General features: G+C 40.2%; 28 protein-coding genes. 19 read left to right on the plus strand and 9 right to left on the minus strand.

Features of this window, described 5'->3' with window-relative positions; translation table 11 throughout:
- Positions 1–53 precede the first annotated feature (53 nt).
- Both CAP51_RS02945 and CAP51_RS02950 read right to left on the minus strand, forming a co-directional pair.
- Positions 54–1,646 carry a peptide chain release factor 3 gene (locus CAP51_RS02945; RefSeq protein ID WP_087619253.1) on the minus strand — a complete coding sequence of 531 codons (1,593 nt, stop codon included), beginning with the start codon at positions 1,644–1,646 and terminating at the stop codon, positions 54–56.
- A 431-nt stretch (positions 1,647–2,077) separates the two neighbouring features.
- On the minus strand, positions 2,078–2,326 hold the full coding sequence (locus CAP51_RS02950) for a hypothetical protein (RefSeq protein WP_087619254.1): 249 nt from the start codon (positions 2,324–2,326) through the stop codon (positions 2,078–2,080).
- A 274-nt stretch (positions 2,327–2,600) separates the two neighbouring features.
- Between CAP51_RS02950 and rdgB the strand changes: the two genes are divergently transcribed.
- Entirely contained in the window at positions 2,601–3,233 is a 633-nt protein-coding gene (rdgB, locus tag CAP51_RS02955; protein WP_087619255.1) for an RdgB/HAM1 family non-canonical purine NTP pyrophosphatase, read from the plus strand.
- Between the two features lie 52 nt (positions 3,234–3,285).
- Here the strand turns inward: rdgB and CAP51_RS02960 are convergent, their stop codons facing one another.
- On the minus strand, positions 3,286–4,158 hold the full coding sequence (locus tag CAP51_RS02960) for an AEC family transporter (protein WP_087619256.1): 873 nt from the start codon (positions 4,156–4,158) through the stop codon (positions 3,286–3,288).
- 162 nt (positions 4,159–4,320) lie between these two features.
- Here CAP51_RS02960 and CAP51_RS02965 point away from each other — a divergent pair, with 162 nt between their 5' ends.
- From CAP51_RS02965 to CAP51_RS02980, 4 genes are all read left to right on the plus strand, one after another.
- Positions 4,321–4,539, plus strand: coding sequence for a Sec-independent protein translocase subunit TatA (locus CAP51_RS02965; protein WP_087619257.1), 219 nt, complete (start codon positions 4,321–4,323; stop codon positions 4,537–4,539).
- Positions 4,540–4,573: 34 nt separating this feature from the next.
- Positions 4,574–5,005 (plus strand): Sec-independent protein translocase protein TatB, encoded by a 432-nt coding sequence (gene tatB, locus CAP51_RS02970; RefSeq protein WP_087619258.1) that lies wholly within the window; start codon positions 4,574–4,576, stop codon positions 5,003–5,005.
- A complete protein-coding gene (gene tatC, locus CAP51_RS02975; protein ID WP_087619259.1) occupies positions 5,002–5,760 on the plus strand; it encodes a twin-arginine translocase subunit TatC in 759 nt (252 codons plus the stop codon). The genes tatB and tatC overlap by 4 nt, the downstream gene beginning before the upstream one ends.
- 184 nt (positions 5,761–5,944) lie before the next feature.
- A complete protein-coding gene (locus CAP51_RS02980; protein WP_087619260.1) occupies positions 5,945–7,969 on the plus strand; it encodes a PhoX family protein in 2,025 nt (674 codons plus the stop codon).
- A gap of 48 nt (positions 7,970–8,017) precedes the next feature.
- On the opposite strand, the gene CAP51_RS02985 is transcribed toward CAP51_RS02980, so the two are convergent.
- Positions 8,018–8,791 carry an NRDE family protein gene (locus tag CAP51_RS02985; RefSeq protein WP_087619261.1) on the minus strand — a complete coding sequence of 258 codons (774 nt, stop codon included), beginning with the start codon at positions 8,789–8,791 and terminating at the stop codon, positions 8,018–8,020.
- 122 nt (positions 8,792–8,913) lie between these two features.
- Between CAP51_RS02985 and lgt the strand changes: the two genes are divergently transcribed.
- The 10 genes from lgt to CAP51_RS03040 all read left to right on the plus strand — a co-directional run bounded on the left by lgt (position 8,914) and on the right by CAP51_RS03040 (position 18,565).
- Entirely contained in the window at positions 8,914–9,723 is an 810-nt protein-coding gene (lgt, locus tag CAP51_RS02990) for a prolipoprotein diacylglyceryl transferase (RefSeq protein ID WP_087619262.1), read from the plus strand.
- Positions 9,724–10,220: 497 nt separating this feature from the next.
- Positions 10,221–11,063: a thymidylate synthase gene (thyA, locus tag CAP51_RS03000; RefSeq protein WP_087619264.1), complete on the plus strand. Its 843-nt coding sequence runs from the start codon at positions 10,221–10,223 to the stop codon at positions 11,061–11,063.
- 61 nt (positions 11,064–11,124) lie between these two features.
- Positions 11,125–11,649, plus strand: a complete 525-nt coding sequence (locus tag CAP51_RS03005; RefSeq protein WP_087619265.1) for a dihydrofolate reductase — start codon at positions 11,125–11,127, stop codon at positions 11,647–11,649.
- A gap of 2 nt (positions 11,650–11,651) precedes the next feature.
- A complete protein-coding gene (locus tag CAP51_RS03010; RefSeq protein ID WP_087619266.1) occupies positions 11,652–12,704 on the plus strand; it encodes an Lnb N-terminal periplasmic domain-containing protein in 1,053 nt (350 codons plus the stop codon).
- A 125-nt stretch (positions 12,705–12,829) separates the two neighbouring features.
- Entirely contained in the window at positions 12,830–13,294 is a 465-nt protein-coding gene (locus tag CAP51_RS03015) for an META domain-containing protein (protein WP_087619267.1), read from the plus strand.
- Between the two features lie 104 nt (positions 13,295–13,398).
- The gene (msrA, locus tag CAP51_RS03020) at positions 13,399–13,920 is read left to right on the plus strand and encodes a peptide-methionine (S)-S-oxide reductase MsrA (RefSeq protein ID WP_087619268.1); all 522 of its coding nucleotides are present in this window, start codon (positions 13,399–13,401) and stop codon (positions 13,918–13,920) included.
- A gap of 132 nt (positions 13,921–14,052) precedes the next feature.
- Complete coding sequence (locus tag CAP51_RS03025) at positions 14,053–14,964, plus strand: LysR family transcriptional regulator (protein ID WP_087619269.1); 912 nt, start codon at positions 14,053–14,055, stop codon at positions 14,962–14,964.
- Between the two features lie 108 nt (positions 14,965–15,072).
- Positions 15,073–16,269 (plus strand): CaiB/BaiF CoA transferase family protein, encoded by a 1,197-nt coding sequence (locus tag CAP51_RS03030; protein ID WP_087619270.1) that lies wholly within the window; start codon positions 15,073–15,075, stop codon positions 16,267–16,269.
- A complete protein-coding gene (locus tag CAP51_RS03035; RefSeq protein WP_087619271.1) occupies positions 16,266–17,204 on the plus strand; it encodes a hydroxymethylglutaryl-CoA lyase in 939 nt (312 codons plus the stop codon). The genes CAP51_RS03030 and CAP51_RS03035 overlap by 4 nt, the downstream gene beginning before the upstream one ends.
- Before the next feature lie 35 nt (positions 17,205–17,239).
- Positions 17,240–18,565, plus strand: a complete 1,326-nt coding sequence (locus CAP51_RS03040) for an MFS transporter (RefSeq protein WP_087619272.1) — start codon at positions 17,240–17,242, stop codon at positions 18,563–18,565.
- A gap of 434 nt (positions 18,566–18,999) precedes the next feature.
- Here CAP51_RS03040 and CAP51_RS03045 read toward each other — a convergent pair whose 3' ends face one another.
- The 5 genes from CAP51_RS03045 to CAP51_RS03065 form a co-directional block, all read right to left on the minus strand.
- Positions 19,000–19,404, minus strand: coding sequence for an ExbD/TolR family protein (locus CAP51_RS03045; RefSeq protein WP_087619273.1), 405 nt, complete (start codon positions 19,402–19,404; stop codon positions 19,000–19,002).
- A complete protein-coding gene (locus CAP51_RS03050) occupies positions 19,404–20,033 on the minus strand; it encodes a MotA/TolQ/ExbB proton channel family protein (RefSeq protein WP_087619274.1) in 630 nt (209 codons plus the stop codon). The genes CAP51_RS03045 and CAP51_RS03050 overlap by 1 nt, the downstream gene beginning before the upstream one ends.
- Before the next feature lie 47 nt (positions 20,034–20,080).
- Entirely contained in the window at positions 20,081–20,824 is a 744-nt protein-coding gene (locus CAP51_RS03055; protein ID WP_087619275.1) for a TonB family protein, read from the minus strand.
- Between the two features lie 183 nt (positions 20,825–21,007).
- Positions 21,008–21,874: a formyltetrahydrofolate deformylase gene (gene purU, locus CAP51_RS03060; RefSeq protein ID WP_087619276.1), complete on the minus strand. Its 867-nt coding sequence runs from the start codon at positions 21,872–21,874 to the stop codon at positions 21,008–21,010.
- 64 nt (positions 21,875–21,938) lie between these two features.
- Positions 21,939–22,643, minus strand: a complete 705-nt coding sequence (locus tag CAP51_RS03065; protein ID WP_245809058.1) for a TetR/AcrR family transcriptional regulator — start codon at positions 22,641–22,643, stop codon at positions 21,939–21,941.
- 183 nt (positions 22,644–22,826) lie between these two features.
- Between CAP51_RS03065 and CAP51_RS03070 the strand changes: the two genes are divergently transcribed.
- The 4 genes from CAP51_RS03070 to CAP51_RS03085 all read left to right on the plus strand — a co-directional run bounded on the left by CAP51_RS03070 (position 22,827) and on the right by CAP51_RS03085 (position 26,837).
- Positions 22,827–24,278, plus strand: a complete 1,452-nt coding sequence (locus tag CAP51_RS03070) for a coniferyl aldehyde dehydrogenase (RefSeq protein ID WP_087619277.1) — start codon at positions 22,827–22,829, stop codon at positions 24,276–24,278.
- Between the two features lie 206 nt (positions 24,279–24,484).
- Positions 24,485–24,721 (plus strand): 50S ribosomal protein L28, encoded by a 237-nt coding sequence (gene rpmB / locus CAP51_RS03075; protein ID WP_004649871.1) that lies wholly within the window; start codon positions 24,485–24,487, stop codon positions 24,719–24,721.
- A 12-nt stretch (positions 24,722–24,733) separates the two neighbouring features.
- On the plus strand, positions 24,734–24,889 hold the full coding sequence (gene rpmG / locus CAP51_RS03080) for a 50S ribosomal protein L33 (protein ID WP_001205031.1): 156 nt from the start codon (positions 24,734–24,736) through the stop codon (positions 24,887–24,889).
- 229 nt (positions 24,890–25,118) lie between these two features.
- Entirely contained in the window at positions 25,119–26,837 is a 1,719-nt protein-coding gene (locus CAP51_RS03085) for a cation:proton antiporter (RefSeq protein ID WP_087619278.1), read from the plus strand.
- Positions 26,838–26,967: the final 130 nt, after the last annotated feature.

Genomic DNA, 26,967 nt, shown 5'->3' on the forward strand with positions numbered 1-26,967 from the left:
TCTTAATATTTTAGCTTAATGTTTCGCCTAATATTTTGACCCAATATTTTGCCTTAGTGCTCTCGTGTCGCACTAAACGTGATTTCCGGCCAGCGTTCCTGCATCAACTGTAGATTGACACGACTTGGCGCAAGATAGGTCAGATGTCCACCACCATCGAGAGACAATTGGTCGTGTGCTTTTTTCTTAAAGTCATTAAGTTTTTTCTCGTCATCACAATGAATCCAGCGCACAGTATTAATGCTCACCGGTTCATAAACACAATCTACCTTGTACTCTTCTTTCAGACGATAAGCCACCACATCAAACTGCAACACACCAACGGCACCGACAATCAGATCATTACTGTTTTGCGGCATAAAGACCTGCGTTGCCCCTTCTTCAGAAAGCTCTTTTAAGCCCTTTTGCAATTGTTTTGATTTCAAAGGATCACGTAAACGCACACGACGGAACATTTCCGGCGCAAAGTGTGGAATCCCGGTAAAATGCAGATTCTCACCACTGGTAAAGGTATCACCAATCTGAATCGTGCCATGATTATGCAAACCAATAATATCACCCGGCCATGCTTCTTCCAGATGCTCACGCTCACCGGCTAAGAATGTCAACGCATCGGAAATGCGTACTTCCTTACCAATACGAACATGGTTCATTTTTAGACCTTTTTCGTATTTCCCCGAACATACCCGCATAAAGGCAATACGGTCACGATGTTTCGGATCCATATTGGCCTGAATCTTAAATACAAATCCGGTAAAGGTTTCTTCGGTTGCCTCGACCATACGTTCTTGTGTCGGATGCGCTTTAGGTTCTGGTGCCCATTGCAAAAATGCATCCAGCACATGATCTACCGCAAAGTTACCCAGTGCAGTACCAAATAAAACCGGGGTTTGTTTGCCTTGTAAAAACAACTCACGATCCAATGGCTCGTTCGCCATTTGTACCAGTTCCAGCGACTCTTCAAAGGCAGCAAAAGCAAGATCACCAACTTTTTCACGAATATCCGGATAATCATATCCATCGCGTATTTCAATGTCGGTAATGGTCGAACCAAAACCCGCCTTATAAATATAAAGTTTATTCTCCAGTATGTTATACACACCGGCAAAATCACGACCCATACCCAATGGCCAGGTAATCGGAACACAACGGATTTTTAGTACATTTTCGATTTCATCGAGCAGTTCTAATGGCTCACGGATTTCACGGTCCATTTTATTGACAAAAGAAATGATCGGCGTATCACGCATACGACAGACTTCCATCAGTTTGATGGTCCGTTCTTCGACCCCTTTTGCACCATCAATCACCATCAAGGCAGAATCCACCGCAGTCAAAGTACGATAGGTATCTTCCGAGAAATCTTCATGTCCCGGTGTATCCAGTAAGTTAATGGTATGGTCTTTATACGGGAACTGCATTACCGATGTGGTAATCGAGATCCCACGTTCTTTTTCCATTTCCATCCAGTCTGATGTGGCCGCACGATCTGATTTTCGGCTTTTGACCATACCAGCAACCTGAATTGCTTTACCCCATAACAGCAGTTTTTCTGTCATGGTGGTTTTACCGGCATCGGGGTGGGAAATGATCGCAAATGTGCGACGCTGTGCAACTTGTGCTTTTAGCTCGTTAAGAGATGTCATGAAGGTTACCTACTGCAAAACGCAGTGCTAATGCCTAATTGTGGCATATGTAATTTGAAAATTGGCGCAATTCTAGCAGAATTGCAAAGTAGTGACTAATATTGTTATCGTTGTTATGACTTACACTGGAATCTCTCAAAAGAATGGTTAAAACACAATGTGACTAGATTAAAAGGCTTTCGCTTGGATATAAAGTATCTACACTAAATTATCCAGCCCTTTATCAATAGATCGCCCTAAAAGACATATAAATTCATCAAATAAAAATACCCATTTGTCGAACAACTTGCTAGATATAGAAAACATCTACAGTCAAAATCATCATAAATTCCCTGATAATTAAAGATATAAGCGATGCAAGTTTAAACATAAAAATGTCATATGAATGTCATATCAACATTTTATGCTAAACCTGCATCGAAGATCACAGCTTAATTGACAAAAGTCTTTTGCATGGTGCTAAGGAAGTCATTATTTATCGGATACTTGGAGGCGTCCCCAATCACAGTATTGGTTTTACAATAGGGACAAATGGCAGTTTTACCATTATCTGCCCATTCTTTAATATGATCGGGGCTAAAAATTTGTAGACATTTAAAGCAGCCACACGCGCGGCTTGCCAATAGTTCAATACGATGAAATGCAGAATGCTTGACAGCTTTTTTCGGGTTAAGAGACATGGTTGCATTACCTCTTTTAGCAGTAGTCCAAATTCATTAAATATACCGCTCAAACAACTTCCTGTTGTCTTTATTTCCATAGGCGGTATTCTCTAGACTAGCTAAAACATAGACGCTGTAAAGTCAGTTCAGGACTCGCTATGTTTCAAAACATTTCGCCCCATTTTTCTATAATAAAAATCATGACATTAACATTGTTATTCTTTGTAATTTCTTTACTTCTACCCACAAAACAGTTTTACTATTTGCTGTTTTTATTACAGTGGGAAAACACATGACAAATTCGGTATCTTCTCCATCGTCTTGGCTTGGCTCAGAATTGGTTCTAGCAAGCAATAACAAAGGCAAAATCGCTGAATTTGAACTCCTGTTTTCTGAGCTCAATTTAGACACCAAAGTCATTGCTCAAGGCCAGCTTAATATTGAAGATGCCATTGAAGATGGGCTGAGTTTTGTTGAAAATGCCATTATCAAGGCTCGCCATGCCGCACGTTTATCAGGTAAACCTGCGATTGCAGATGATTCCGGCCTTGTCGTTCCAATTTTAAATGGTGCGCCGGGGATTTATTCTGCCCGTTTTGCCGGAGAACATGGCAATGATGAGGCTAATAATGAAAAATTACTGCAAGAATTACGTCCTTTTCGTCAAGAGGGAAAAGTGATTGAAGGCATGTTTGTATGTGTACTGGCCTTAGTACGTCATGCAGATGATCCTTTACCGATCATTGCACAAGGCATCTGGCAGGGTGAAATTCTGGAACAGGCTCGTGGTGAACATGGTTTTGGCTATGATCCATTGTTCTGGTTACCCGAACTTAATTGCTCTAGTGCAGAAATGCCAAAAGCAGAAAAAAATAAAATCAGCCATCGTGGTCAAGCCATTCAAAAATTAAAAAGCTACTTATAATTTTGGATTTCAGAGCAGTTTTCACTGCTCTGTTTTTGAAACTATAGTTGTTTTAAGGATTGAAGATAAAATGTACCGCCAGATAAAACCCTAATAATAAAATACAACTGATCATGGTACCCGAAGCAATATATTGCGCTGATTTTCCCGTACCAGAATAAAAAGTTTCTAGTGAAACGATATTAGCCGCAGGGGGCAGGAAAAACAGTAATAGCATCATGCCGATCTGTTGCTGCATTTTCGGCAAAAATAACCATATCAACGCACAAAGCACACTACCTAGCGCAATACGAAATACTGATAACTGTAGACTTTGCAGTAGATCAGACCATTGTAATTTCACATGACGTAACCACATGCCTAGGACAAACATGCCACTAAAGGTCATCAGCCATTTGGTCAGTTCATAGATCCCGTCAATCAATACATGTGTGGTAAGGTGATGTGCACCCAGCAGACGTAGGACTGCGGCAATGATTAATGCCATGACAGGCGGTGACAAAAACACCCGTTTGAGAAAAAATTGCCAGGAATTCAGTTTTGGACTAAGTGCTGCAACAGCAATGACATTACCAAATAAAGAGCCGCCAATGTATAAAGCGACCATACTGGCACTGACACTTTCACCAAAAATTGCCAACGCAACAGGAAAGCCCAGCCATGCCAGATTGGGATATGACACACATAATGCCTGAATTTTATTTTGACTAAATAAGCGATACACCACATACAGCATGATTGAGCTAAACAGGCTAAATAACATCAAGTAGATACTGCCCGCCTGATAAAACACCATGTTGTAAATAATCACAATCGGAATGAAAAGCTGGGACAATAATCGTGCAAAGATTTGTTTTAATTGTGGTGACTGATCTGCACATGCCAACCCGACCATAAAAGAGACTGTGGGTAGCATCAAACTCATGTTCAAACCTGACTGTCATCTAAAATGGAGCGTAGCATTGTAGCGAAAATCCTGTCTTTGCCCAAGTCTTGTCTTTAAATTGCAATATTTATGTCACGCTTTTGTCATTTTAACTTGTTGCAATACCCTGTATCTATTTTGATGTATTTTGGGAATCGTATTATGGCTGGTTTATCAATTTGGCACGTCCTCATTTTTGCAATCGTTGTACTCTTATTATTTGGTACCTCTAAACTTAAAAATTTGGGTAAAGATGTTGGTGGTGCAATTAAAGACTTTAAAAAGACTGTACGTGAAGATGAAGTAGATCCAAAACTGATCGAACATGCAAACACGTCTGAAACTACTGGTACCGAAAGCAAAAGCCAGTTAAAAGGCTAAACTGATTTTAATCCATGTTGCTTGAGGATATGTCATGTTAAATCTTGGTATGAGTGAGATTTTAATTTTTTCGATTATCGCACTCATCGTCCTCGGACCGGAAAAATTACCTATTGCACTTAAAACAGTTGCAAAATGGTATGTTCGTATCAAAAAATTTGTTACCAATGTTCAGCAGGATATCGAAAAAGAATTCAAAATTTCCGAATTACGCGAACAAATGCAGGATGAAATCAAGCGTATTGAAGCACTGGAACAACAGATGCAGGAAAAATTTGCAGCAATGGAACGCCAGCAAAATGAGTTTCTGCAACAGCAATTAAAACAAAAAGCTATTCGCTATGATTATCTGGAAGGATTCTACCAAGTACCGTTTCAGGCAAGTTTCGATGCGCGAGTTCTCTCACAATCAGCTCAGCCGATAGCAATCAATCCTGTTCACACTACATTAAAAGTTGCCGTATGAACCAATTACCGATCACCACGTCACAACAATCTCAGGAAGAATTGGATCAAATGCCGCTAACAACGCATTTGATCACTTTACGTCAACATCTGGTTAAGATTGTTGGCGTATTACTGGTGCTGTTTTTTATTTTATTACCCTTTCGAAATCATACGTACCAGCTACTTTCCGAACCTTTACGGGCCCAGCTTCCTGCCACATCGACCATGATTGCGACTGATGTTACAGCAACATTTATGGCACCATTTAAACTGAATCTATTTGCAGCATTATTTATTGCAATGCCATTCATTATTTATCAAATCTGGTTATTTATTAAGCCTGCGCTCTATTTGAAAGAAAAAAAACTGGCCTTTCCATTATTATTTGGCAGTATTATTTTATTTTATCTGGGTGTAGCATTTGCATATTTTATTACCCTGCCAGCAGTTTTACATTTTTTTATTAGTGTATCCCCTGAAACAGTTGCACCAATGACTGATGTAAATAGTTATCTTAGTTTTTGTATGAAGCTATTTCTGGTATTTGGTTTAACATTTGAAATCCCTATTGTTACCCTAGTTTTAATCTTAGCCGGACTCATCAGTACACAAAGCCTGGCAGAAAAAAGACGCTTTATTATTGTGGGCTGCTTCTTTGTTGCCATGTTTGTTACACCACCTGATGCCCTGTCTATGGTTATGCTGGCAATCCCCATGTGGTTATTATTCGAATTGGGATTATTTCTAGGGAAATTAATCGAAAAAAGAAGTTAATATCATTATTATCAAATCTATATTATATTCATTTAACGCCTATTATTTACGCAAAATAATAGGCGTTTTTATATTCATAAAATCCCGATGTAATCAAACTGATATAAAACCGAAAGAATAATGTCACATATTATACCTACACTCTGACCAGGTTTTATTTTTAATCGATGCTAAAGGAAAAACAATGACTGAACAGGCTAATCCCCCATCACGTCGCGATATTTTAAAATGGTTTGCTGGGGTACCATTTTTACCACTTGGGGCAATGGCAACTGCATCTGTATTAAGTGGTTGTAATGATGACGACAATGACAGCGATACTCCTGCTAAAGTTGTCAACTTTAAAAGTGCAACGTTTACTGCAATGGATGCGCCTACACTAGCAGATGCCGCAGCGATGGCCACAACGACTGTTGCCTCCAAACTTTCTGTAAACTGGGACGATGGTTCAAAAACTGACTATCAACTAGGCTATAAAGAATTCTTTAAAACTGGTGTAGAAGTAGACAATCTGCTGGGCGGAAAAATTATCGCTGGTAGCTATTACGATATTTATAATTATCCAATCTACGATACTTCCGTAAGCGGTAAAAAACGTCAGTTTTTCTCTGACTGTCCAGATGGTTCATCACTGGTAAAAATTGAGGGTGCAAGTGTTTCAGGTGTGACCAATCCTGTATTCCATGTGGTGCAATTTGAATATACAACTAGTGATCTGGCTGGAAACAGCATGTATGGTAAACTACCTTCACCAATTGCCATCTTAACACTGGATCAAGATCAAAAAACTGGACATCTGGAACTTAAAAAATATTTTAATGTTGATATGTCTAAAGTCCATGGTTTATGGATTACTTGTGGTGCAAGCCTTTCACCATGGGATACGCATCTTTCCAGTGAAGAATATGAACCAGATGCATTCGATCAAATCGGTACAGGTCTATCAACACTAAAAGCCTATAGTAAAAACCTTTATGGCGATGAAAATACAGCCAATGTATATAACTATGGTCATCTACCTGAGATCGTTATTAATGCAGATGGCACAGGCACAGCGAAAAAACACTACTGTCTGGGGCGTATTTCTCACGAATTGATTCAAGTTATGCCGGACAATCGTACTGCAATCATGGGCGATGACTATACCAACGGTGCTTTCTTTATGTTTGTTGCAGATAAGGAAAAAGACCTGTCTGCGGGAACATTGTATGTTGCAAAATATACCAGTGTATTAACAGAAACCTCTACTGCTGGCATTCAATGGATTAAGTTAGGTTATTCCGATAGTAAAACCATTGAGGATCTGGTGAATGTTCGTGGCATTACCAAAGATAATATCTTCGAAAGCTATCTAGATAACGATGCTAACAAACCTCAAGACCTCACTGGTTTTACTCAGGTTGTACTTGCAGCTAAAAAACTGTGGATCAAACTGAAAGAAGCAAACAATGGCTTTAGCAAACAAGAGATTGAACTTGCAGCAGCTTTCCTTGAAACACACCGCTACGCAGCACTTAAAGGCGGTAGTATGGCATTTACAAAAATGGAAGGTACAACCGTTAATGCGACAGACCGCGTAGGTTATTCTGCATTAGCAAATATTCAGGATTCCATGATTAAAGACAATGCCGCTTGGGTTTCTGAATATAATGTATCTTTTGCTAAAAAAGTATCAGCAGGTGGTGTATTAGCACATGATTTATTAAAAGAATCTGATGCCAAGCTAAAAGATGATCAAGGTTATGAAATTAATAGCCAATGGACACCATACCAAAGCCACATGTTGTTAATGGGTGAAGATATTGCTGCGGATAGTCTGGGTAATACTGCCAATCCAAACAAAATTGCCAGCCCAGACAATTTAAAATACTCTGAAACCTTAAGAACTTTATTTATTGGTGAAGACAGTGGTAACCATGTCAATAACTTCTTATGGGCTTATAACATCGATAGTAAAGAACTGATTCGACTGTTGTCTACACCTGCTGGTGCTGAGTCAACAGGTCTTCATGCGGTAGATTCAATCAATGGTTGGACCTATATTATGAGTAACTTCCAGCATCCTGGCGATTGGGGCGGTATACATAATGTTGTAAAAGGTACACTTGATCCTTTGATCAATGCGAACTACAACGATGGTTATGCAGCTTCTGTTGGCTATATTACTGCTGATAGCATTGAAATTTCTCTGGAAGAGAAAAAAGCATAAACACCGATTCTCTTTCATTCGACAGCCAGTGTAAATCACTGGCTGTTTTTATTTGATATGTATCTGCCGAATTTCTCCGGCATGTTGTCCCTGTTGCGTTTTTTCCCACCAGTTGATTTGTTCATCTTTTATGGATAAAACATTGGAACACCGTGTTCCATAGACTTCACTTTGAATAAAGGTCGAAGATAATAATAACTCCATTTCCTCACCAATCCCAGTATGGGGTAATAACGACACTGTAACTTTACGTTGATCCTGCAAAATATCCCAAGCTGTATCTAATTGTTCTGCCAGCGTCACTTGTGGCAACTGCATCAACGGCAATAATTCCTGTGTAAAGCGTTTACGTAAATGTGCGGTTTTTTGCCAGTGTTCACTCATCAATCCATTAGACAACACATACACACCTTTAGGCAGAATCTGCGGTGCTTCGCCGCGATTACTCATATAAACAGCTTGCTGCCGATCTCCGACAATTAGATTAAAACCAGCATAATCCTGTTGTCGGGATTCAAGTTGCTTTGCAAAACGAATGGGTGGTAAATCAGAACATAAAAAATCCTTGACCAAATCACCGCGTGAGGTTGGATATTGTGTTGTTTGTCCACCCTCGCGAAAATTCGTCACGATTGCCCAACGTCCCTGCTCGGCTATGCCCTGCCATGTCCCACCTTGTTGTAAATCTTGCCCGGCAAAGATCGGACTATGCGGCCAATGTGCCAAAGGTTGGGCAGCACGATGATAAAACTCGTCACGATTGGAAATCAAAAACAACGGTATATCTTCCAACACTTGCCAAGCCAACGCTAAAATACACATTTAATCAACTCTTCCCTTGTGACTTCTTGAAAATTCAATGCACCCTATACATTGAATGTACAACATTTTTCAAATTATCCGCTACAATCAAGCACAAAATAAAACTGAATGAAGGAAAATCAATGCTGACCTATCCAAACATTGATCCTGTTGCCTTATCACTTGGACCAGTCAAAGTCCACTGGTATGGCATTATGTACCTATTGGCCTTTCTATGTGCCTGGGGACTGGCAACCTACCGCGCCAAACAACGCGATGGCTGGAACGCAGAAATGATCTCCGATCTGGTCTTTTATGGCGCGCTGGGTGTCGTGCTCGGTGGCCGAATCGGCTATGTTGTATTTTATGAATTTGATAAATTTCTGGATAATCCACTCTGGTTATTTCAAGTCTGGACAGGTGGCATGAGCTTTCATGGTGGCTTTATCGGTGTCATGCTCGCCATGATCTTCTGGTGTCGCAAGTACCAGAAAAGCTGGTTTGAAACGCTGGATTTCATTGCACCCTGTGTACCAACCGGTTTGATGTTCGGACGGATTGGTAATTTTATCGGTGGTGAACTCTATGGTCGTCAGGTAACAGATCCAAGCTATCCATTTGGCATGATTTTCCCAACCGATCCTTTACAACTGGTACGTCACCCTTCCCAGATTTATCAAGCATTATGCGAAGGCTTATTGCTCTTTATCGTATTATGGTGGTTTAGTAGCAAGCCTCGTCCTCGTATGGCGGTTTCTGCGGTGTTCTTAATCGGTTATGGCGTTGCTCGCTTTGTGATGGAATTTTTCCGTGAACCCGATGTGGATCAAGGCTTTATTCTGCTTGGATGGGTCACCAAGGGGCAATTGCTCAGTTTCCCAATGATCATTGTTGGTCTATTGATGTTCTGGTATGCATATCAACGCAAACAATATGACTGGCATATAAAATAAACAAAACCATGGTCGTGATTGTCCCAAAATATTGATTATGTTTGTTATGATAGTCACAATATTTTGGGATTATTACGGTGATGGACTTTAAATTATTTAATCAAAAAACACTCTCGAATCATCAACGTCATTTCATCATTTTATGCAGTGTCATCATTCTGATTCTGACAGCCTTAATTGATCTATTAAATCTTAAATTTATTCTTTTTAGCTGTCTTATTGGAATTCTGATCGCCTTGTTTAAACAGCAATACAGTAAAGTAAAATCTGATAACACATATAAAAAAGGCCTTGAAATTATCTTATGCACGATACCATTTGTGCTTTTTCTGAATCTGATCTTCAACTTACCGAAGGATACGTTTTTAGTCACGCTACTCCAAGCAATTACTCTCGTGATTCTATCTCAATATTTTAGTGCCCGATATTTGTTTAAAACTGTAGAAATCAGTTAAGATAAGCCGCTATGTTTTGACCTTATGAAAATTGGATAACGTATGAAAGCCTATCTCAACCTACTCGACCATATTCTACAAACTGGCGGTGATAAAGGTGATCGTACAGGTACAGGCACTCGCTCGGTATTCGGTTATCAGATGCGTTTTGATTTATCCAAAGGTTTTCCTCTACTTACCACCAAAAAAGTCCATTTCCGTTCAATTGCAATTGAACTGCTATGGTTTTTAAAAGGTGATACCAACGTCAAGTATTTACAGGATCATAAAGTCACCATCTGGGATGAATGGGCCACTGCCGAACAATGTGCCCGTTTTGGTCGTCCCGAAGGTGAACTTGGCCCAGTATATGGTCATCAATGGCGTAACTTTGGCGCAAGCCAGAATGCTGATGGCAGCTATAAAAATGATGGTTTTGATCAAATTTCATGGCTAATCAATGAAATCAAAAACAATCCCAATTCTCGTCGATTGATCGTTTCCGGCTGGAATCCCAAAGAAGCTGGTCAGGTGGCCTTACCGCCTTGTCATACGCTATTTCAGTTTTTTGTTCAGGATGGCAAACTGTCCTGCCAATTATATCAACGTAGTGCCGATGTATTTTTAGGTGTTCCCTTTAATATTGCCAGTTATGCCCTACTCACGCATATGATCGCACAAGTCTGTGACCTAGATGTGGGCGACTTTGTTTGGACTGGTGGAGATACGCATTTATATACCAATCACTTTGAACAGGCTAGATTACAGTTAAGCCGTGAACCATTGCCACTTTGCCAGCTTCAACTTAATCCTAAAATTAAAGATATATTTGATTTTAAATTTGAAGATATCGAAATTGTCGGTTATCAATCACATCCTGCAATTAAGGCACCTGTTGCAGTTTAAGGTTTTATCGCATATATATTTAAAACGCATCTCCAATACGGAGCGCATCAGGGAGAAGAAAATGGCCTTTCAAGACATCGAAGTTGTACATGTGGTGGCCTGTGATGTTCAACAGTGTATTGGTAAAGGCAATCAACTGCCTTGGCATATTTCAGAAGATTTACAGCATTTTAAACGTATTACGCAAGATGGCGTGGTGATTATGGGGCGTAAAACCTTTGAATCCATGGGACGCCCTTTACCTAATCGTATTAACTGGGTGATTACCCGAGATCATCAATGGACAGCAGAGGGCGTAAAAATTGCCTACTCCATTGACAATGCGCTGGAACAAGCTGTATTTGATCTGGAAGAAGTAGACAAGCCATCATTGTTTATTATCGGTGGTGGGGAAATTTTCAAACAAACCTTGCCTATTGCAGATCGTCTGGAAATCACCCATGTTGATCTGGATGTACAAGGTGATGCCTTCTACCCTACAATTCCAGATGATTTTATCCTAACCGATTTTAGCGATCATATCAGCGCCAAAGATGCGATTTCTTTTCGTTTTGCCCAATATTTACGCCAAGATAATTTATGCTAAGTATGAACGACATCGATAAAAAAACCTTCCGCAAAAGTATTCTCGGTGCTTTATTGCACGGTCTGTTTTATATATTTGTCATTTTATCCAGTATCTGGCTGTGTCTGGCACTATGGATCCAACAACCATTTGGCAAAATTTTTAGCTATGTGGCAATTGGTTTCTGGATTATCTTGTCCTGTAGCATTACTGGTGTCTACATCACACAGGCAATTTTTAAACGCAAAACTGATGTCTGGATTTATCTGTTGTGTTTTGCCATCGGTGTGACGTGGTACTTTTCCATGCAGCCCCGTAATGATCGTGACTGGAATCCCGAAGTCGCCAGAATTTTAAATTATCAACAACATGGCGATCAGATCACCATTGAAAATGTCCGTAATTTTAACTGGCGTAGTGAAACCGATTACGATATTCGCTGGGAAACGCGGCACTACAATTTATCCAAAATTGAAAGTATGGATTTAATCCTGTCCTACTGGGCCGGAAATGACATTGCACATACCTTATTAAGTTTTAATTTTGCCGATGGGCGACATCTGACATTTTCGATAGAAATCCGTAAGGAAAAAACTGAAACATTCTCTAGTATTGGTGGTTTTTTCCGTCAATATGAACTTGCCATTGTGCCAGCCGACGAAAAAGATATCATCTATACCCGCAGTAATATCCGTAAAGAGCGTGTCTATATCTATCCAGTAAAAATGCCCAAAATTGCCATGCAGGAATTGTTTTTATCCTATCTAGAGCAAGGACAGGCATTGCAAACTCATCCTCGTTGGTACAATACATTGTTTAGTAACTGTACCACCATCATTTTTGATATGGTGAATAAGATTGACCCAATCCCGGTCGATTATCGCGTATTGTTATCCGGAAAATTACCTTATTATCTTTACGATCATCAGATTCTTGATCAACGATACTCACAAGGTCAGTGGTTACAAATGGCCTATATCAATCCTAGAGTACAGAACTTTACACAGCTCAAAGATCAATCAAGTCAGCACTATTCGCAATTGATTCGTTCCGGATTACCCAAAGTAGATCAATAAGATCAAACTGCTTTACAGTTTGCATCATTTTTGTTGATCAAATCACTGGCTATTTCTGGTATTTTTTGCTTTGATCAAGTAAATACAATTTAACCTGTTAACTTTAAATAAACATAGGAAAGATCATGAAAAAAAACTTTTTATTGGGATGTGCCCTAAGCTCCGGCATCATTTTTTCGGCATGTAGCTCTACACCACCTGAAGTAAAAGTGGTACAAGCAAATAATTTGGCCCACCTACAGGGTAAAGTCTGGATTGTAAGCCAGATTGGTTCGCAACCCATTACCTATGCACAGAATGCCCAAACTGCAAATATTGAATTTAGCCCAACTGAAGCCAGATTCAGTGGTTCTGACAGCTGTAACCGTATTATGGGCAGCTATCAGGCCGACAATCTGAATAATATTAGCCTAGGGCAAGTTGCCAGCACCCAAATGGCATGTTTAAGCAATAATGGACAAATTGAACAAGCTTATCAACAAGCACTCCAACATGTTGCCAAATACACAGTAAACCATCAACAACTGGTCTTACTTGATGCTGAGGGAAATGCACTGGTGACTTTTATCAGCCCAATTCAACCGCGTTAATTACCCTATGAATGCTGCTTTAATTCCATCTGTCAAATTATTTAAAGCAGCAGCAATTATTTCACCTACGCAAATAAAATCTTATAGCCAATGAGGATTAAACAATGCAACAGGCAATTTTTGGTGGCGGATGTTTTTGGTGTACAGAATCAGTCTTTCAACATATCAAGGGCGTACAGCAAGTAGAAAGCGGTTATGCTGGTGGACAACGCCAGAATCCGAACTATGAACAGGTCTGTTCCGGCGCAACTGGTCATGCAGAAGTGATCCGTATTAATTTTGATGAACAGACAGTCAGTTATACACAGCTCTTAGATGTATTTTTTGCTACACATGATGCCACCACCCTCAATCGTCAGGGCAATGATATCGGCACACAATATCGTTCTGTGATTTTTTATCTGGATACAGCCCAAAAGCAACAGGCACAAGATAAAATCGCCCAGTTAAAGGCCGATGGTATCAATGTCGTCACCGAATTAGCAGCGGCACCCGAATTTTATAGTGCAGAAGAATATCATCAAAATTTCTTTGATCGTAATCCAACCCAGCCCTATTGTAATTTTGCCATTCCACCCAAAATTGAAAAATTACGGACTAAATTTCCGCACTTATTTAAAGGATAAAATGTTTTAATACCTCAGGCGACCTCCAAGAAGTATATAAGAGAAAATAATAAATCCTAATATGTTGCCAATTGAGGATATATTGAAATTCGGTTTATTATAGTATTTCTTGATCTTATGAGCTAAACCAGCATGTATATCGACAATATCGTAAGAAAACTTGATTTGGTTACGCTCATTATTTTTAAAACAATTTGTGAAGAAAAATCGCTCAGCAAAGCAGCTCAAAAGAACATGATTGCCTTATCAGCAGCCAGTAAACGTCTAACTGATCTGGAACAATCAATCGGTACGAAACTCTTTATCCGTGATAATAAAGGGATGCAAATTACCCCGGCGGGAGAAAGCCTGCTTTATCATTGTCGTTCCATTCTGGATTCTGTTTATCAGGCTTCAATTGAACTGGACGAATTTAAACATGGGGTAAAAGGTTTTATCCGTTTACAGGCCAATCTTTCCACCATCATCCAGTTTCTTCCCGAAGATTTAAGTTCATTTATTAAAAATAACCCGCAAATTAAAATTGAACTGGAGGAACGGCCTAGTCTGGAAATTTTAGAACATGTCCAAAATAAAACCGCAGATCTGGGAATTTGCGTTGTCGAAAATAAAACCGTAGATTTGATCTATGAAAAATATCGTAATGACCGTCTGGTGGTGGTAGCCCAAAATGAAAGTTATCTTCAGGAAAAGCAAATTATTTCTTTTGAAGATGCATTAGATCATGATTTTATTGGTTTACATGCACAAAGTGCCATTAACCGTATTTTAAAAGCCAAGGCCGATGATCTGGGCAAGCAATTAAAACTTCGAATTTTGGTCACCAGTTTTGATGCTGTCTGCCGTATGATTCAGGCAGGTATGGGGATTGGCATTTTACCTGAAAAAGTCTATGAAATCCTTGGAAAACCTTTGGGTTTAAGTGCCATTTCATTATCAGAATCATGGGCCTACCGTGAACTTTATGTGGTATCCAAAGCCGATGAATTTCTTAATCCAGTTACACTGCTGCTAAAACAGCATTTATTAAATTGTCATTTATAGCAATTCTTTGCTTTCGCATTTCACGAACATCACTTCAAATTTTAAGATTTGATTTTAGATCATGTCTGTTAATAATTATCCATATCATGAACGAAAATATGGATATTTATGGGCTTACCTCTACAAAAAATTAAGGTGTTAGAGATTGGCACCCTCATTGCTGCTCCCTTTGCAACGCGTATTCTTGCCGAATTTGGTGCAGAAGTTATTAAAATTGAACCCATTGGCAAAGGTGATCCTCTTCGTAAATGGCGTAAACTACATCATGGCACATCGCTTTGGTGGTATCTGCAATCACGTAATAAAAAATCACTGGCCCTTAATTTAAAAGCTCCAGAAGCTATCGAATTGATCAAAAAAATCTTAACCGATACAGATGTGCTGATTGAAAATATGCGCCCAGGGGCCTTGGAAAAACTGGGACTGGATTGGGAAACACTTAAACAAATTAATCCAAATCTGACTTTTGTCCGTATTTCCGGTTATGGTCAATCCGGGCCTTATAAAGACAAGCCTGGCTTTGGTGCTATTGGAGAAGCCATGGGCGGGATTCGTTATACAACAGGATCACCAGAGTCTGCTCCAGCCCGTGTTGGTGTCAGTTTGGGAGACTCGCTGGCTTCCTTACATGCCGTAATTGGTGCTCTAATCTCCATTATTAATATTAAAACCAATCAAGGTAAAGGACAGGTCATTGATGTTTCACTGGCTGAAAGTGTATTCAACATCATGGAAAGCATCGTTCCAGAATATGATCTTTTCAACTTTGTAAGAGAAAGAACGGGCGGATCACTTCCGGGGATCGCACCATCCAACACTTACCGCACCCAAGATAATGCTTTTGTAGTCATTGCAGGAAATAGTGATCCGATCTTTAAACGTCTCATGACTGCAATTGGACGGGAAGATATCGCCAATAATCCCGAATTTGAACATAACGATGGTCGTGCTAAACAAAGTGACTATCTGGACAAGGCAATTGAAAGCTGGACCAGACAACATACAATTCACCATGTTTTACAGGTTCTGGAACAGGTAGACGTACCATCAGGACGCATCTATTCGGTTGCAGATATTGTCCATGACCCTCATTTTATTGCACGCGATATGTTACTGGACTCTACATTGCCCGATGGTCAGGTCGTCAAAATGCCGGGCATTGTTCCCAAACTTTCTGCAACACCAGGTCAAGTAAAATGGAATGGCCCTGATCTGGGTGCACATACACAGGATATTCTGCATACGCATGGTTATAGCGATGAAGACATTACAGCCTTACGTGATAAAGGAGTAATCCAATCATGACGACATCTCCAGATACTTTAATTGTCCAAGAAGTTGCACCACGTGATGGTTTACAAATTGAACCTACCTGGGTACCCACCACTGAAAAGATTAAGCTTATTAATGCGCTGTCACACATGGGATTTTCCCGTATTGAGGCGGGCTCATTCGTATCTCCTAAAGCCATTCCTGCATTACGCGATGGAGATGAGGTTTTTAAAGCGATAACAAGACATCCTGACATTATTTATGTGGCATTAATTCCTAATTTAAAAGGTGCCTTACGGGCACTGGATGCTCAGGCAGACGAATTAAATCTGGTTCTGTCTGCGAGTCAAACACACAATCTGGCCAATATGCGCATGACAAAAGATAAATCATTTTTGGGCTTCGCAGAAATTAGTACCCAGATGAAAGAACTGGTCAAACTTAATGGCACCGTGGCAACAACTTTCGGCTGCCCATTTGAAGGAAAAATTGATCCTAATGAAGTTATGCGTTTGGTAGAAAACTATCTTGCATTAGGTATTCAAAATATTACGCTCGCAGATACAACTGGTATGGCAAATCCGGTTCAGGTGAAAAACATTGTGCGTCAAGTATTAACCCTCATTACGCCTGAACAATTAACGCTACATTTTCATAATACCCGTGGTCTAGGCCTTTGTAATGTACTAGCAGCCTACGAAATAGGGGCGCGCCGCTTTGATTCCGCCATTGGAGGATTGGGAGGTTGTCCATTCGCACCGGGCGCATCCGGAAATATCTGTACCGAAGATTTGGTCAATATGTGTCAAGAAATAGGCATCCCCACCACCATTGATCTGGAACAGGTCATACAACTTTCCCGAAAACTACCTGCTTTACTGGGACATGATACACCAAGCCAGTTAGCAAAAGCAGGACCTAACCATCATTTGCATAGTCCTCCTGACTACATCAAAACATTAGTTTAAAACAATGACCAACTCATTTATTAATGGAGATAAAAATGAGTGATTCACAAGCAATGGAATTAAAAGAGTACGCACTCGCAGAAAAAAAGCTGATTCATAAAGTGGCATGGAAAATCATGCCCTTAATTATGATCTGTTATTTGTTTGCATTTTTTGATCGTATTAATATTAGTTTCGCCAAATTCCAGCTTCAGGCAGACCTGTCCTTAAGTGATACGGCTTATGGCCTAGGTGCCAGCCTTTTTGTCGTCGGATATGTTATTTTTGAAGTACCGAGTAATTTATTTTTACATAAATTCGGTGCACGTAAATGGATTGCCCGCATCATGATTTCATGGGGAATTGCGACCTGTCTGATGATGTTTGTCACCACAGACTGGCAATTTTATACCTTGCGTTTTTTGATTGGTGCAATGGAAGCGGGTTTTGCTCCGGGTGTTTTATATTATATGACGCTCTGGTTCCCTCAATCTTATCGTGGACGTATTATTTCCTTATTTTTTCTGGCATCGGCCTTCTCTGGAATTTTTGGCGGCCCCTTCTCAGGCTTTTTACTTTCCTCCATGGATGGTGTATTGGCAATCCGTGGCTGGCACTGGTTATTCCTTCTCGGCGGTATTCCATGTGTGATTTTAGGATTAATGGTATTAACCTATCTTAAAGATCAAATTGACGATGCCAAATGGTTAACGCCCTCTGAAAAAACACATTTAAAAACTCTGGTTCAACCCAAAGAAGCCTCTAAAGCCTCTCATTCCTTATGGGAAGCCATTAAAACGCCCGGATTATTAATTCTTGGTCTAATTTATTTTTTAATCCAAATTGCATCTTATGGGCTAAATTTCTGGGGACCACAATTAATCAAAAGTTCTGGTGTGGAAAGTACCCAAATGATTGGGTTCCTGACTGCTATTCCCTATATTATGGGGGCAATTACCATGGTAATTGTTGGACGTCTGTCAGATAAATCCGGTGAACGTCTCAAATTCACCATTTTCTTGCTAGGTCTGGGAGCAATTGGCTTTTTAACCGCGGGTATCTTTGATCGTAATACCACCATTGTTGTGACTTCACTGGCCTTATTGGGTGCTGGTATTGTAGCGGCCATTCCATCTTTCTGGAATCTACCACCAAAAGTATTGGTCGGTGCTGGTGCCGGTGCTGCGGGTGGAACTGCATTAATTAATACACTAGGTCAGCTAGGTGGTATTGTGAGTCCTGTAATGGTCGGACATATTAAAGATTTAACCGGTAGTACAACACCAGCCTTGTATCTTATCGCAGGTCTATGCCTATTCACAATTATCTTACTGGCCTTCTGTACCCCTAAAGTATTGCGGGAAAAAGAAAACATGAATTAATCCATTGTTTTTTAGTTTTTATTCTTTTTTATCACTCGGCAAGCATTTGCCGAGTTTTTTTATTAACCATTCTGAGCAATAATATTGTCTTAGACCGGAAATTCGTTGAGCTTGTTTAGGGCAATAGTCACATTCGCTTGTATTGTGTTTAATCTCACAGATAGGTAGCCGATTAAGAATATCTTAGTTTTCTAGTAAGAGTTGATATTGAAAATTTACTTTTCAAAGCATTACACATTCTCATCTTTCGTCTTGAGAAGATTAAATATATACGTCATTGTGTGCTTTCCAATTGCACGTTGAAAAGTCCAATAATACTCATCTAGCAAACTTTTTAACTAACTACACATGTATGACAATTAATAGTTGAATTCATGATATAAAAAAAGCTACTCGCTTCTGGCGAGAGTAGCTTTTATTTTTTTAATAGAATTTTAATTTTCGCTGACAAACGCAATATCTGCCAAACCAGCTTCACTTGCACGGGACATCACCTGCGCAGTTGAATCATATTTTGAATCTTTATCCGCACGAAGCTGAATCGTTGGTTTCTGTGTTGCCTGACTTTTCTCTTGGAAACGTCGTGCCAATTCATCCAGTGATACAATGTCTCCATTCCACGCGATCTGATTATCTTTATCGATACTTACAGTAATCGCTTCCGGTGGCTGCTCTTGCATTTCTGCTGTTGTTTTCGGCAATGTCAACGGAATGGAAGGATTCGCTACAGTCGCTGTGACCAAAAAGATAATCATCAATACCAGCATGATGTCGATCAACGGAATAAGGTTCATCTCCGTCATGCCTTGATCATTATCTTCTCCTAGAGAAAATGCCATTATGCCTGACCTCCAGCATATTGTGCTTTACTGGTTGCAACTTGTTCAGAATGCTCAGCTACATGCTTTTGATCCTGTAAAATTGTATCAATCAACAAGCCATGTGCATGATCTTGCAAGTCATTTGACAATGTACGATTCTGACGTACACAGATGTTATAGGCAAGTACCGCAGGAATCGCTACAGCTAGACCAAGACCTGTCATAATCAGTGCTTCACCGACTGGTGTAGCAACCTGAGCAAGGCCGGCCTGACCACTGGAACCTACCGCTACAAGTGCATGGAAAATACCCCATACTGTACCAAACAAACCGACAAAAGGTGCAAGTGATGCAATTGTACCCAATACAGAGACACCTTTATCTGCGGCAGATTTTTCACGGGCAATCTGCTGTAATAACACCTGTTCGGCAGCTGCTTTACGTTGATCATAGGCCAATGCACTTATACGGCTTTTCAGGTCTGCAATCGCTTTTTGTAAATGGGCTTTTGCTTGCTGTTTAATTTGCTTGGTACCCAAAATGCGGATAATAAAGATTGTCCACGTCGTAATCGACATTGCAAGTAGAATAAAATACAGCGTCTTACTTACCGCATCTGCATGTTGCCAATACACTGAAAAGTTCATTATTCGAACTCCTTAATTTTCAAATATTTCGGTTTAGCCCTGCGGCTTTACTGTAAGTGGAATGGTTGTTCTGCATAAAATGGAACAGCGACACCATTTTCTTTATGCGGATAAAATTGTCCTGCCTGAACAGCTCTGATGACTTCTCTATCCACCCTGTCATCACCACTGCCCTGCTTAATTCTAGCCTTAATTTTACCTTTATCGTCAACATCAATGCGAATGATCATCATCGTATTGCTAACACGTTTAAGATCATTCTGACTTAAGCGAGGTTTTGGTTTGCTTTTCCAGGCTACACCCGATGCGTCGCCCAAATTACGTGGGCTATTATCCACTTGTGGTGCTGGCGTTGGTGCAGGAGCTGGTTCAGCCTTTGGTGCAGGTTGTGGTGTTGTTACTACAGCTGTAGTCGTGGTCACGATTTTTGTCTCAACCTGAGGTAACTCTGCCGGTTTTGGCGCAGGTTCCTTGACTTGCTGTACCTTCTCTACTTTTTTAGGTGGAGGTAACGGTTTTTCAACAATTTTAACCTGTTTCGGTTTAGGGGGTTCTTTCGGCTTCTCAGGTTCTTTTGGCTTTGGCAATTCAGCTTTAGGCTTTTCAACAATTTTGACGAAACGAACATGCACAGGTTTTGGCGGATCGATCGGTCTTAATTGCATCGGCTTCATATAGGACAAAGCCAGCAAAACGCCAGCATGACCAACAACAACTGCTGCAATCGCAGCAATAATTTTCTGGTTCCTAGACAGCGGATGGGAAGATGATGCTACAGAAAGTTGACCCATTTAGGATGTCCTAATTTTGTAACGTAAAATCATTCGATTGATACAACCGGATGCATAAATTAAAGTGCGACAATGATAAATGAGAAGTGTTTTCATTTTCAACCCTTTTTTATAATTTTTTACTTAATAAAAAAGCACAGTTAACAACTGTGCTTCATTAAAATTATTGAAATATGATAAAAATCAATCAAAAACAACCGTTTTGTTGCCATCTACAATAATTCTATCCTCAAGATGCCATTTTACTGCACGGGCCAAAACGTTACGTTCAACGTCTTCACCCAGTTCACGTAATTGTTCGACACTATAATCATGGCTGACCCGTTCCACATCCTGTTCAATGATCGGTCCCTGATCCAGATCCGCAGTAACATAATGTGCAGTTGCACCAATCAGTTTTACACCTTTTTCATAGGCTTGTTTATACGGGTTTGCACCCACAAATGCAGGCAGGAATGAATGGTGGATATTAATGACTTTCATCGGCCACTTTAAGACAAAATCCTCACTGAGAATCTGCATATAACGCGCCAACACAAGTAAATCATTACCCTGCATCAATTCATCAATTTGTGCATAGGCTTCTGCTTTATTATCTTTATTAACTGGAATCACAGTAAATGGAATACCAAAGTTTTCAACCGATTCACGTAAATCTTCATGGTTAGAAATCACCTGTGTAATTTCACAAGGTAGAGACCCTCGTGCATGACGCCATAATAATTCTAATAAGGCATGATCAACTTTTGACACCAAAATCCCAACTTTTTTAATGTCACTGACGCAGCTTAAACGCCAAGTCATGTTGTAGCGTTCGGCAACATTTTTCTGAAATGTTTCAATCAATGCATCCTGTCGGCTAGAAAGATGATCCAGTTCAAATTCAACACGCATAAAATAACGTCCGCCTTGCGCTTCGGTTGCATATTGATCAAGTGCAGTAATATTGGCACCCTGATGATATAAAAAACTCGATACAGCCTGTACGATACCGGGACGATCTTCACATGTAATCAGCAAACGTGCTGTATTTACTGTAGACATATTCATTTTACTTTAAATTCACAATAATTTTAAAAAACGCGTTAGTTTAACGCTTTTAACCAAAAAATCTTTAGTTTTTTATTTCCAATTCGCTATTTTCTGATCCAACATCTGCCAACTGAGCAAATAGATGCGAAGTTCCCATGGTTTCCAGTAACTTCTCATAGGTCTCACGACTTTCACCAATTAAATATGGCCCTTCCAGAAATACCATCTGCCGTAAAGCTTGCCAGACCCAGTGTTCCGAATTTTGATCCCCACTCAAATGACCGGACATATACAGAAAATTGGCCCAGTTGGTTAGTACGATCCACACATTGATGATTAAAGCTTCAATCTCCGATGCTGTCATTTTCATTAATCCGGCATCTACAAAGCCCTGATAAATCTTTTGTCCTTGTTGCATGACACGACCTGCCAACTGCGGATAAAGCTGTTTAAACTCAGGATTAGAATCCATTAAATGATGTACATCCCGATGTAAAAACCGATAAGACCACAACTGTTTGCTTAAAATCTGAAAATAATGAATTTTATCATTACTATTTAACGGACGACCTTCTGGCACATTTAATAAATTAATAGTTTCTGTTTGATATTGCTCAAATAGTTCTTTAATAATCTCTTGTTTATTACGAAAATGATAATACAGATTACCCGGACTAATCCCCAGTTCGGCTGCAATATGATTGGTCGTGATTACTCTTTCACCTTTTTCATTAAATAAGGTCAAACTTGCCTGCAAAATTCTTTCTTTGGTTTTTGAAACTTTCAAATGATTATTCCTCAAATCTGGCAATCACGATTTAAATAACAGATATTACGCATGTAAATGTTTTCTGTCTAACATCAGTACATTACAAATTTGCTCATATTACACACATATTCATGACTTGACTATTTAGAGCTTTTACTCTAAAAATAGTTCATCATCAATTTCATCTACTGGCATACCAATATGAATAACATCGTCAAAACAAGTAAAGCGGCGGAAACACCACCAGACATCCAGGCTATGTTCGATATACTGGCGGCACAAAAACTGGCGTATCAACGTCATACCCTACCTAACGCTCAGGAACGAATCGAACGCTTATCACAACTGCGTCAGGTCCTACTTAAATATCAAGATGATATCGCATCCGCCATTAATCAGGATTATGGAAATCGTGCATTTGCCGAAACTAAAATCGGTGAATTGCTGACCTGCGTCGAGCAAGTTTCCTATTATTCCAAACACCTTACACGCTGGATGAAACCGTCCAAGCGCCATATTAGTCCATTGCACCAACCAGCAAAAGGCTGGGTAGAATATCAACCCTTAGGTGTGATTGGTATTATTACGCCGTGGAATTATCCATTATTGCTTTCCGTAGGCCCACTAATCTGTGCACTCGCCGCGGGTAATCATGCCATGATCAAGATTTCCAGTGCTTCGGCACATTTTGGCAAACTACTGGAAAAAATTCTTGCCGAAATTTTTCCACAGGATCTGGTTGCTGTGATTAATGGTGGTGGCGCAATTTCTGATACCTTTAGTCATCTGCCTTTTGATAAAATTATTTTTACCGGCTCTACCGAAATCGGTAAAACCGTTATGAAGGCAGCCTCTGAAAATTTGGTTCCGGTAATTCTGGAGCTAGGCGGGAAATCTCCTGCCATTGTCCATCCTGAGCTTCCACTAAAAGATGCCGCGCAACGACTGGCAATGGGTAAATTATGGAATGCGGGTCAAACCTGTGTAGCACCAGATTATTTATTTCTACCACGCGGTAAAACCACTGAATTTGCCGGATTCTTTGAAAGTTTTGTGCAGTCGATGTATCCGACACTCAAAGATAATCAAGACTATACCTCAATCATCAATGATAAGCAGTACCGACGTATCCAAGGTTATCTTGAAGATGCCAAAGCACAAGGTGCAGATCTGATTGAAATCAATCTCAACAATGAGAATCTGGAAGAAGTCCGTAAAATTGCACCAACGCTTGTGACCAATATTTCACCTGAGATGCAAATTATGCAAAATGAAATTTTTGGTCCCGTGTTACCGATTCTTGAATATGATTCAATTGATGAAGTTCTGGATTTTATCAATGCACGTCCTCGCCCCTTAGCACTATATTATTTTGACTATGATAAAGATCGCGCCGAATATATTGCGAACCGTACGCATTCTGGACATTTCGGTCATAATCAGGTGGTTACCCATGTGGCACAGGATGATCTGCCATTTGGTGGTGTTGGCGCATCTGGTATGGGTAAATATCATGGTCCGGAAGGCTTCTTTAGTTTTTCACATGAACGCTCGGTGATGTCTAATCCAAAATTCTATTCGCTGAAATTTATCCTGCCACCGTTTAATAAAGCAGTACATAAAATTTTATTTAAAACCTTTTTACGTAAATAGAGAACATCTGCTTAGATTTCCTTTATTGTTACATATTGATTAAGACATAAGCTATTAATTGGGTTTATGTCTTAATTTTGGGCGTTGGACTTGCGTTTTAGTTCAAATTTTGGTATAAAACGCCCCTTATAAATGAGTTCACCCTGTTTTACTGACTGACAAGCCTTGCAATCGATTGTTGTTGGGCTTAATCAATGGAGTTCACCATGTCTAAGGTTTGCCAAGTTACCGGCAAGCGTCCAATCGTTGGAAACAACGTTTCGCACGCAAACAACAAAACCAAGCGCCGGTTCGAGCCGAACCTGCATCACCACCGTTTCTGGTTAGAAAGCGAAAAACGTTTTGTACGTCTTCGTTTAACCACTAAAGGTATGCGTATTATCGACAAATTGGGCATTGAGAAGGTTGTTGCCGATCTTCGCGCTCAAGGTCAAAAGATCTAAGGAGTCATTGCCATGCGTGATAAGATTCGTCTGGTTTCAAGTGCTGGTACAGGTTATTTCTATACCACAACCAAAAACAAACGTACTATGCCGGAAAAAATGGAAATCAAAAAATTTGATCCAAAAATCCGCCAACACGTTATTTTTAAAGAAGCTAAAATTAAATAATTTTGGCTGGATGAAAAGCGACTCACATGAGTCGTTTTTTTTCGCCGCTTATCTGACAAGCTTAAACTTGCCTCTACTCATCTCCCGCTAAAGTTAAAATTTTCTGTATTTACAGTTGATTATAAAGTGTCAATCGCAGCTAAATTTGATACACTCTAAAGTAATCAATATTGGCATTATTTATGCTTCTATTTAAAGCCCTTAACCCATCTCGATTAAGGAGTCGTCAGTGCCTCATGATGTAGATCTCATAATATTACTTGCCGTCGGTTTTGGTCTGGCGTTAATTTTTGGCTATATTGCTGCACGTTTGCGACTTCCTCCACTGATCGGTTACCTGATTGCAGGGATCATTATCAGCCCCAATACACCGGGTATTGTCGGTGATATTCATCTTGCCAACCAGCTTGCCGAACTTGGTGTCATGTTCCTGATGTTTGGTGTGGGTATGCACTTTTCATTAAATGATCTGATGCAAGTACGCCGTATCGCAGTTCCCGGTGCCATATTACAAATTGCGGTCGCTACATTGCTTGGCATGGGCATGACCATGCTCTGGGGCTGGTCCTTTGGTTCTGCACTGGTCTTTGGCTTAAGCCTCTCCTGTGCCAGTACGGTGGTATTATTAAAAGCATTGGGCGATCGGGGTTTACTAGATTCGGTCAATGGTAAGATTGCAGTAGGCTGGCTACTGGTCGAAGATCTGGTGATGGTACTGGTATTGGTGCTTTTACCAGCAACAGCAATTCTGTTAGGCGGACAACCCATCAGCCAAGAATCTGCCAATGATAATATCTGGCTGACTCTCGGCATTACCTTATTAAAGGTTGCAGGATTTATCGCCTTTATGCTGATTATCGGAAAACGTCTGGTCCCGATGATCATCCAATTTGTGGCACGTCTGGGCTCACGTGAGCTATTTACCCTCACAGTGGTCGCTGCGGCAATTTCAATTGCATACGGATCTTATGCCATCTTTGGTGTGTCTATGGCATTAGGCGCATTCTTTGCAGGGATGGTTGTCAAAGAATCTGCATTTAGCCATCGTGCTGAAGAAGAAACCTTACCTCTACGTGAAATTTTTGCCATTTTGTTTTTTGTTTCGGTCGGTATGCTGTTTGATCCGCGCATTTTGATTGAACAACCTGGGCATATTCTTGCGGTCGTCGCCATTATTATGATTGGTAAAACCATAGCTGCTATGGCACTGGTATTATTTTTCCGCTATCCGATTAACACCGCACTGACTGTCGGCGCGAGTCTGGCACAAATTGGCGAGTTTTCATTTATTCTGGCAACACTCGGCGTATCACTACAACTACTAACACTCGATGCACAAAACCTGATTCTGGCCGGTGCATTGATCTCCATTACCTTAAACTCGTTTGTCTTTTCTGCCATTGAACCGATTCAGAAATGGATTCGGGCACGTTCTTATCTTGCCCGTCTATTGGAACGTAAAAGCGACCCTCTGGCCATGTTACCAGATGAAGTAAGTCAGGATTACCTACGAGATCAAATCGTGATTGTCGGCTATGGTGAGGTGGGACGTCGCATTACCCAAACCTTACAGGAACAAAACATCAAAGTGGTGATTGCCGAAGAGAATCGTGAAATTGTTGAGAATCTACGTGCTAAAGGCGTTGCTGCGGTCAGTGGTTCGGCTACTGAACCCAGTGTACTGATTCAGGCGCATATCATGCATGCCCGCTTACTGGTCATCTCACCGATGGATCTGGTCAAGATTCATCAAGTGGTCAATATTGCCAAACAGCTTAATCCAATGCTTGAAGTGTTGTTATGTGCAGAAAATGGCGAAGAAGCGCGCGCATTACGTGAAGATGATATTGGTACAGTCTATTTTGCCAAAGAGGAAATGGCGAAGAATATGAGTGCTCATATTTTAGAACAGATTCAATTGGCACATCAGCATGGTCATCATGCTTAGGGTCTGTTGACATTTCATAAATGGATTGCGTTGTCGGCTAAAATTTCTTCAGACTAGGCACAAAGCGAAGGCAATGGCCATTCCCTTGTCGAGCTTTGTAACGACGTATGGGGTAATTTTAGCCACAACC

This window comes from Acinetobacter populi, from assembly GCF_002174125.1.
GTDB classification, from domain to species: domain Bacteria; phylum Pseudomonadota; class Gammaproteobacteria; order Pseudomonadales; family Moraxellaceae; genus Acinetobacter; species Acinetobacter populi.

Coding starts and splice junctions, on each gene's coding strand:
- thyA (WP_087619264.1), top strand. CDS start 10,221: ATGAAAGCCTATCTCAACCTACTCGACCATATTCTACAAACTGGCGGT.
- CAP51_RS03045 (WP_087619273.1), bottom strand. CDS start 19,404: ATGGCATTTTCTCTAGGAGAAGATAATGATCAAGGCATGACGGAGATG.
- CAP51_RS02960 (WP_087619256.1), bottom strand. CDS start 4,158: ATGAGTTTGATGCTACCCACAGTCTCTTTTATGGTCGGGTTGGCATGT.
- CAP51_RS03025 (WP_087619269.1), top strand. CDS start 14,053: ATGTATATCGACAATATCGTAAGAAAACTTGATTTGGTTACGCTCATT.
- rpmG (WP_001205031.1), top strand. CDS start 24,734: ATGCGTGATAAGATTCGTCTGGTTTCAAGTGCTGGTACAGGTTATTTC.
- lgt (WP_087619262.1), top strand. CDS start 8,914: ATGCTGACCTATCCAAACATTGATCCTGTTGCCTTATCACTTGGACCA.
- CAP51_RS03035 (WP_087619271.1), top strand. CDS start 16,266: ATGACGACATCTCCAGATACTTTAATTGTCCAAGAAGTTGCACCACGT.
- CAP51_RS03030 (WP_087619270.1), top strand. CDS start 15,073: ATGGGCTTACCTCTACAAAAAATTAAGGTGTTAGAGATTGGCACCCTC.
- purU (WP_087619276.1), bottom strand. CDS start 21,874: ATGAATATGTCTACAGTAAATACAGCACGTTTGCTGATTACATGTGAA.
- CAP51_RS03015 (WP_087619267.1), top strand. CDS start 12,830: ATGAAAAAAAACTTTTTATTGGGATGTGCCCTAAGCTCCGGCATCATT.
- tatC (WP_087619259.1), top strand. CDS start 5,002: ATGAACCAATTACCGATCACCACGTCACAACAATCTCAGGAAGAATTG.
- CAP51_RS02965 (WP_087619257.1), top strand. CDS start 4,321: ATGGCTGGTTTATCAATTTGGCACGTCCTCATTTTTGCAATCGTTGTA.
- msrA (WP_087619268.1), top strand. CDS start 13,399: ATGCAACAGGCAATTTTTGGTGGCGGATGTTTTTGGTGTACAGAATCA.
- CAP51_RS02950 (WP_087619254.1), bottom strand. CDS start 2,326: ATGTCTCTTAACCCGAAAAAAGCTGTCAAGCATTCTGCATTTCATCGT.
- CAP51_RS02985 (WP_087619261.1), bottom strand. CDS start 8,791: ATGTGTATTTTAGCGTTGGCTTGGCAAGTGTTGGAAGATATACCGTTG.
- CAP51_RS03055 (WP_087619275.1), bottom strand. CDS start 20,824: ATGGGTCAACTTTCTGTAGCATCATCTTCCCATCCGCTGTCTAGGAAC.
- CAP51_RS03070 (WP_087619277.1), top strand. CDS start 22,827: ATGAATAACATCGTCAAAACAAGTAAAGCGGCGGAAACACCACCAGAC.
- rpmB (WP_004649871.1), top strand. CDS start 24,485: ATGTCTAAGGTTTGCCAAGTTACCGGCAAGCGTCCAATCGTTGGAAAC.
- rdgB (WP_087619255.1), top strand. CDS start 2,601: ATGACAAATTCGGTATCTTCTCCATCGTCTTGGCTTGGCTCAGAATTG.
- CAP51_RS02945 (WP_087619253.1), bottom strand. CDS start 1,646: ATGACATCTCTTAACGAGCTAAAAGCACAAGTTGCACAGCGTCGCACA.
- tatB (WP_087619258.1), top strand. CDS start 4,574: ATGTTAAATCTTGGTATGAGTGAGATTTTAATTTTTTCGATTATCGCA.
- CAP51_RS03050 (WP_087619274.1), bottom strand. CDS start 20,033: ATGAACTTTTCAGTGTATTGGCAACATGCAGATGCGGTAAGTAAGACG.
- CAP51_RS03005 (WP_087619265.1), top strand. CDS start 11,125: ATGGCCTTTCAAGACATCGAAGTTGTACATGTGGTGGCCTGTGATGTT.
- CAP51_RS02980 (WP_087619260.1), top strand. CDS start 5,945: ATGACTGAACAGGCTAATCCCCCATCACGTCGCGATATTTTAAAATGG.
- CAP51_RS03040 (WP_087619272.1), top strand. CDS start 17,240: ATGAGTGATTCACAAGCAATGGAATTAAAAGAGTACGCACTCGCAGAA.
- CAP51_RS03010 (WP_087619266.1), top strand. CDS start 11,652: ATGAACGACATCGATAAAAAAACCTTCCGCAAAAGTATTCTCGGTGCT.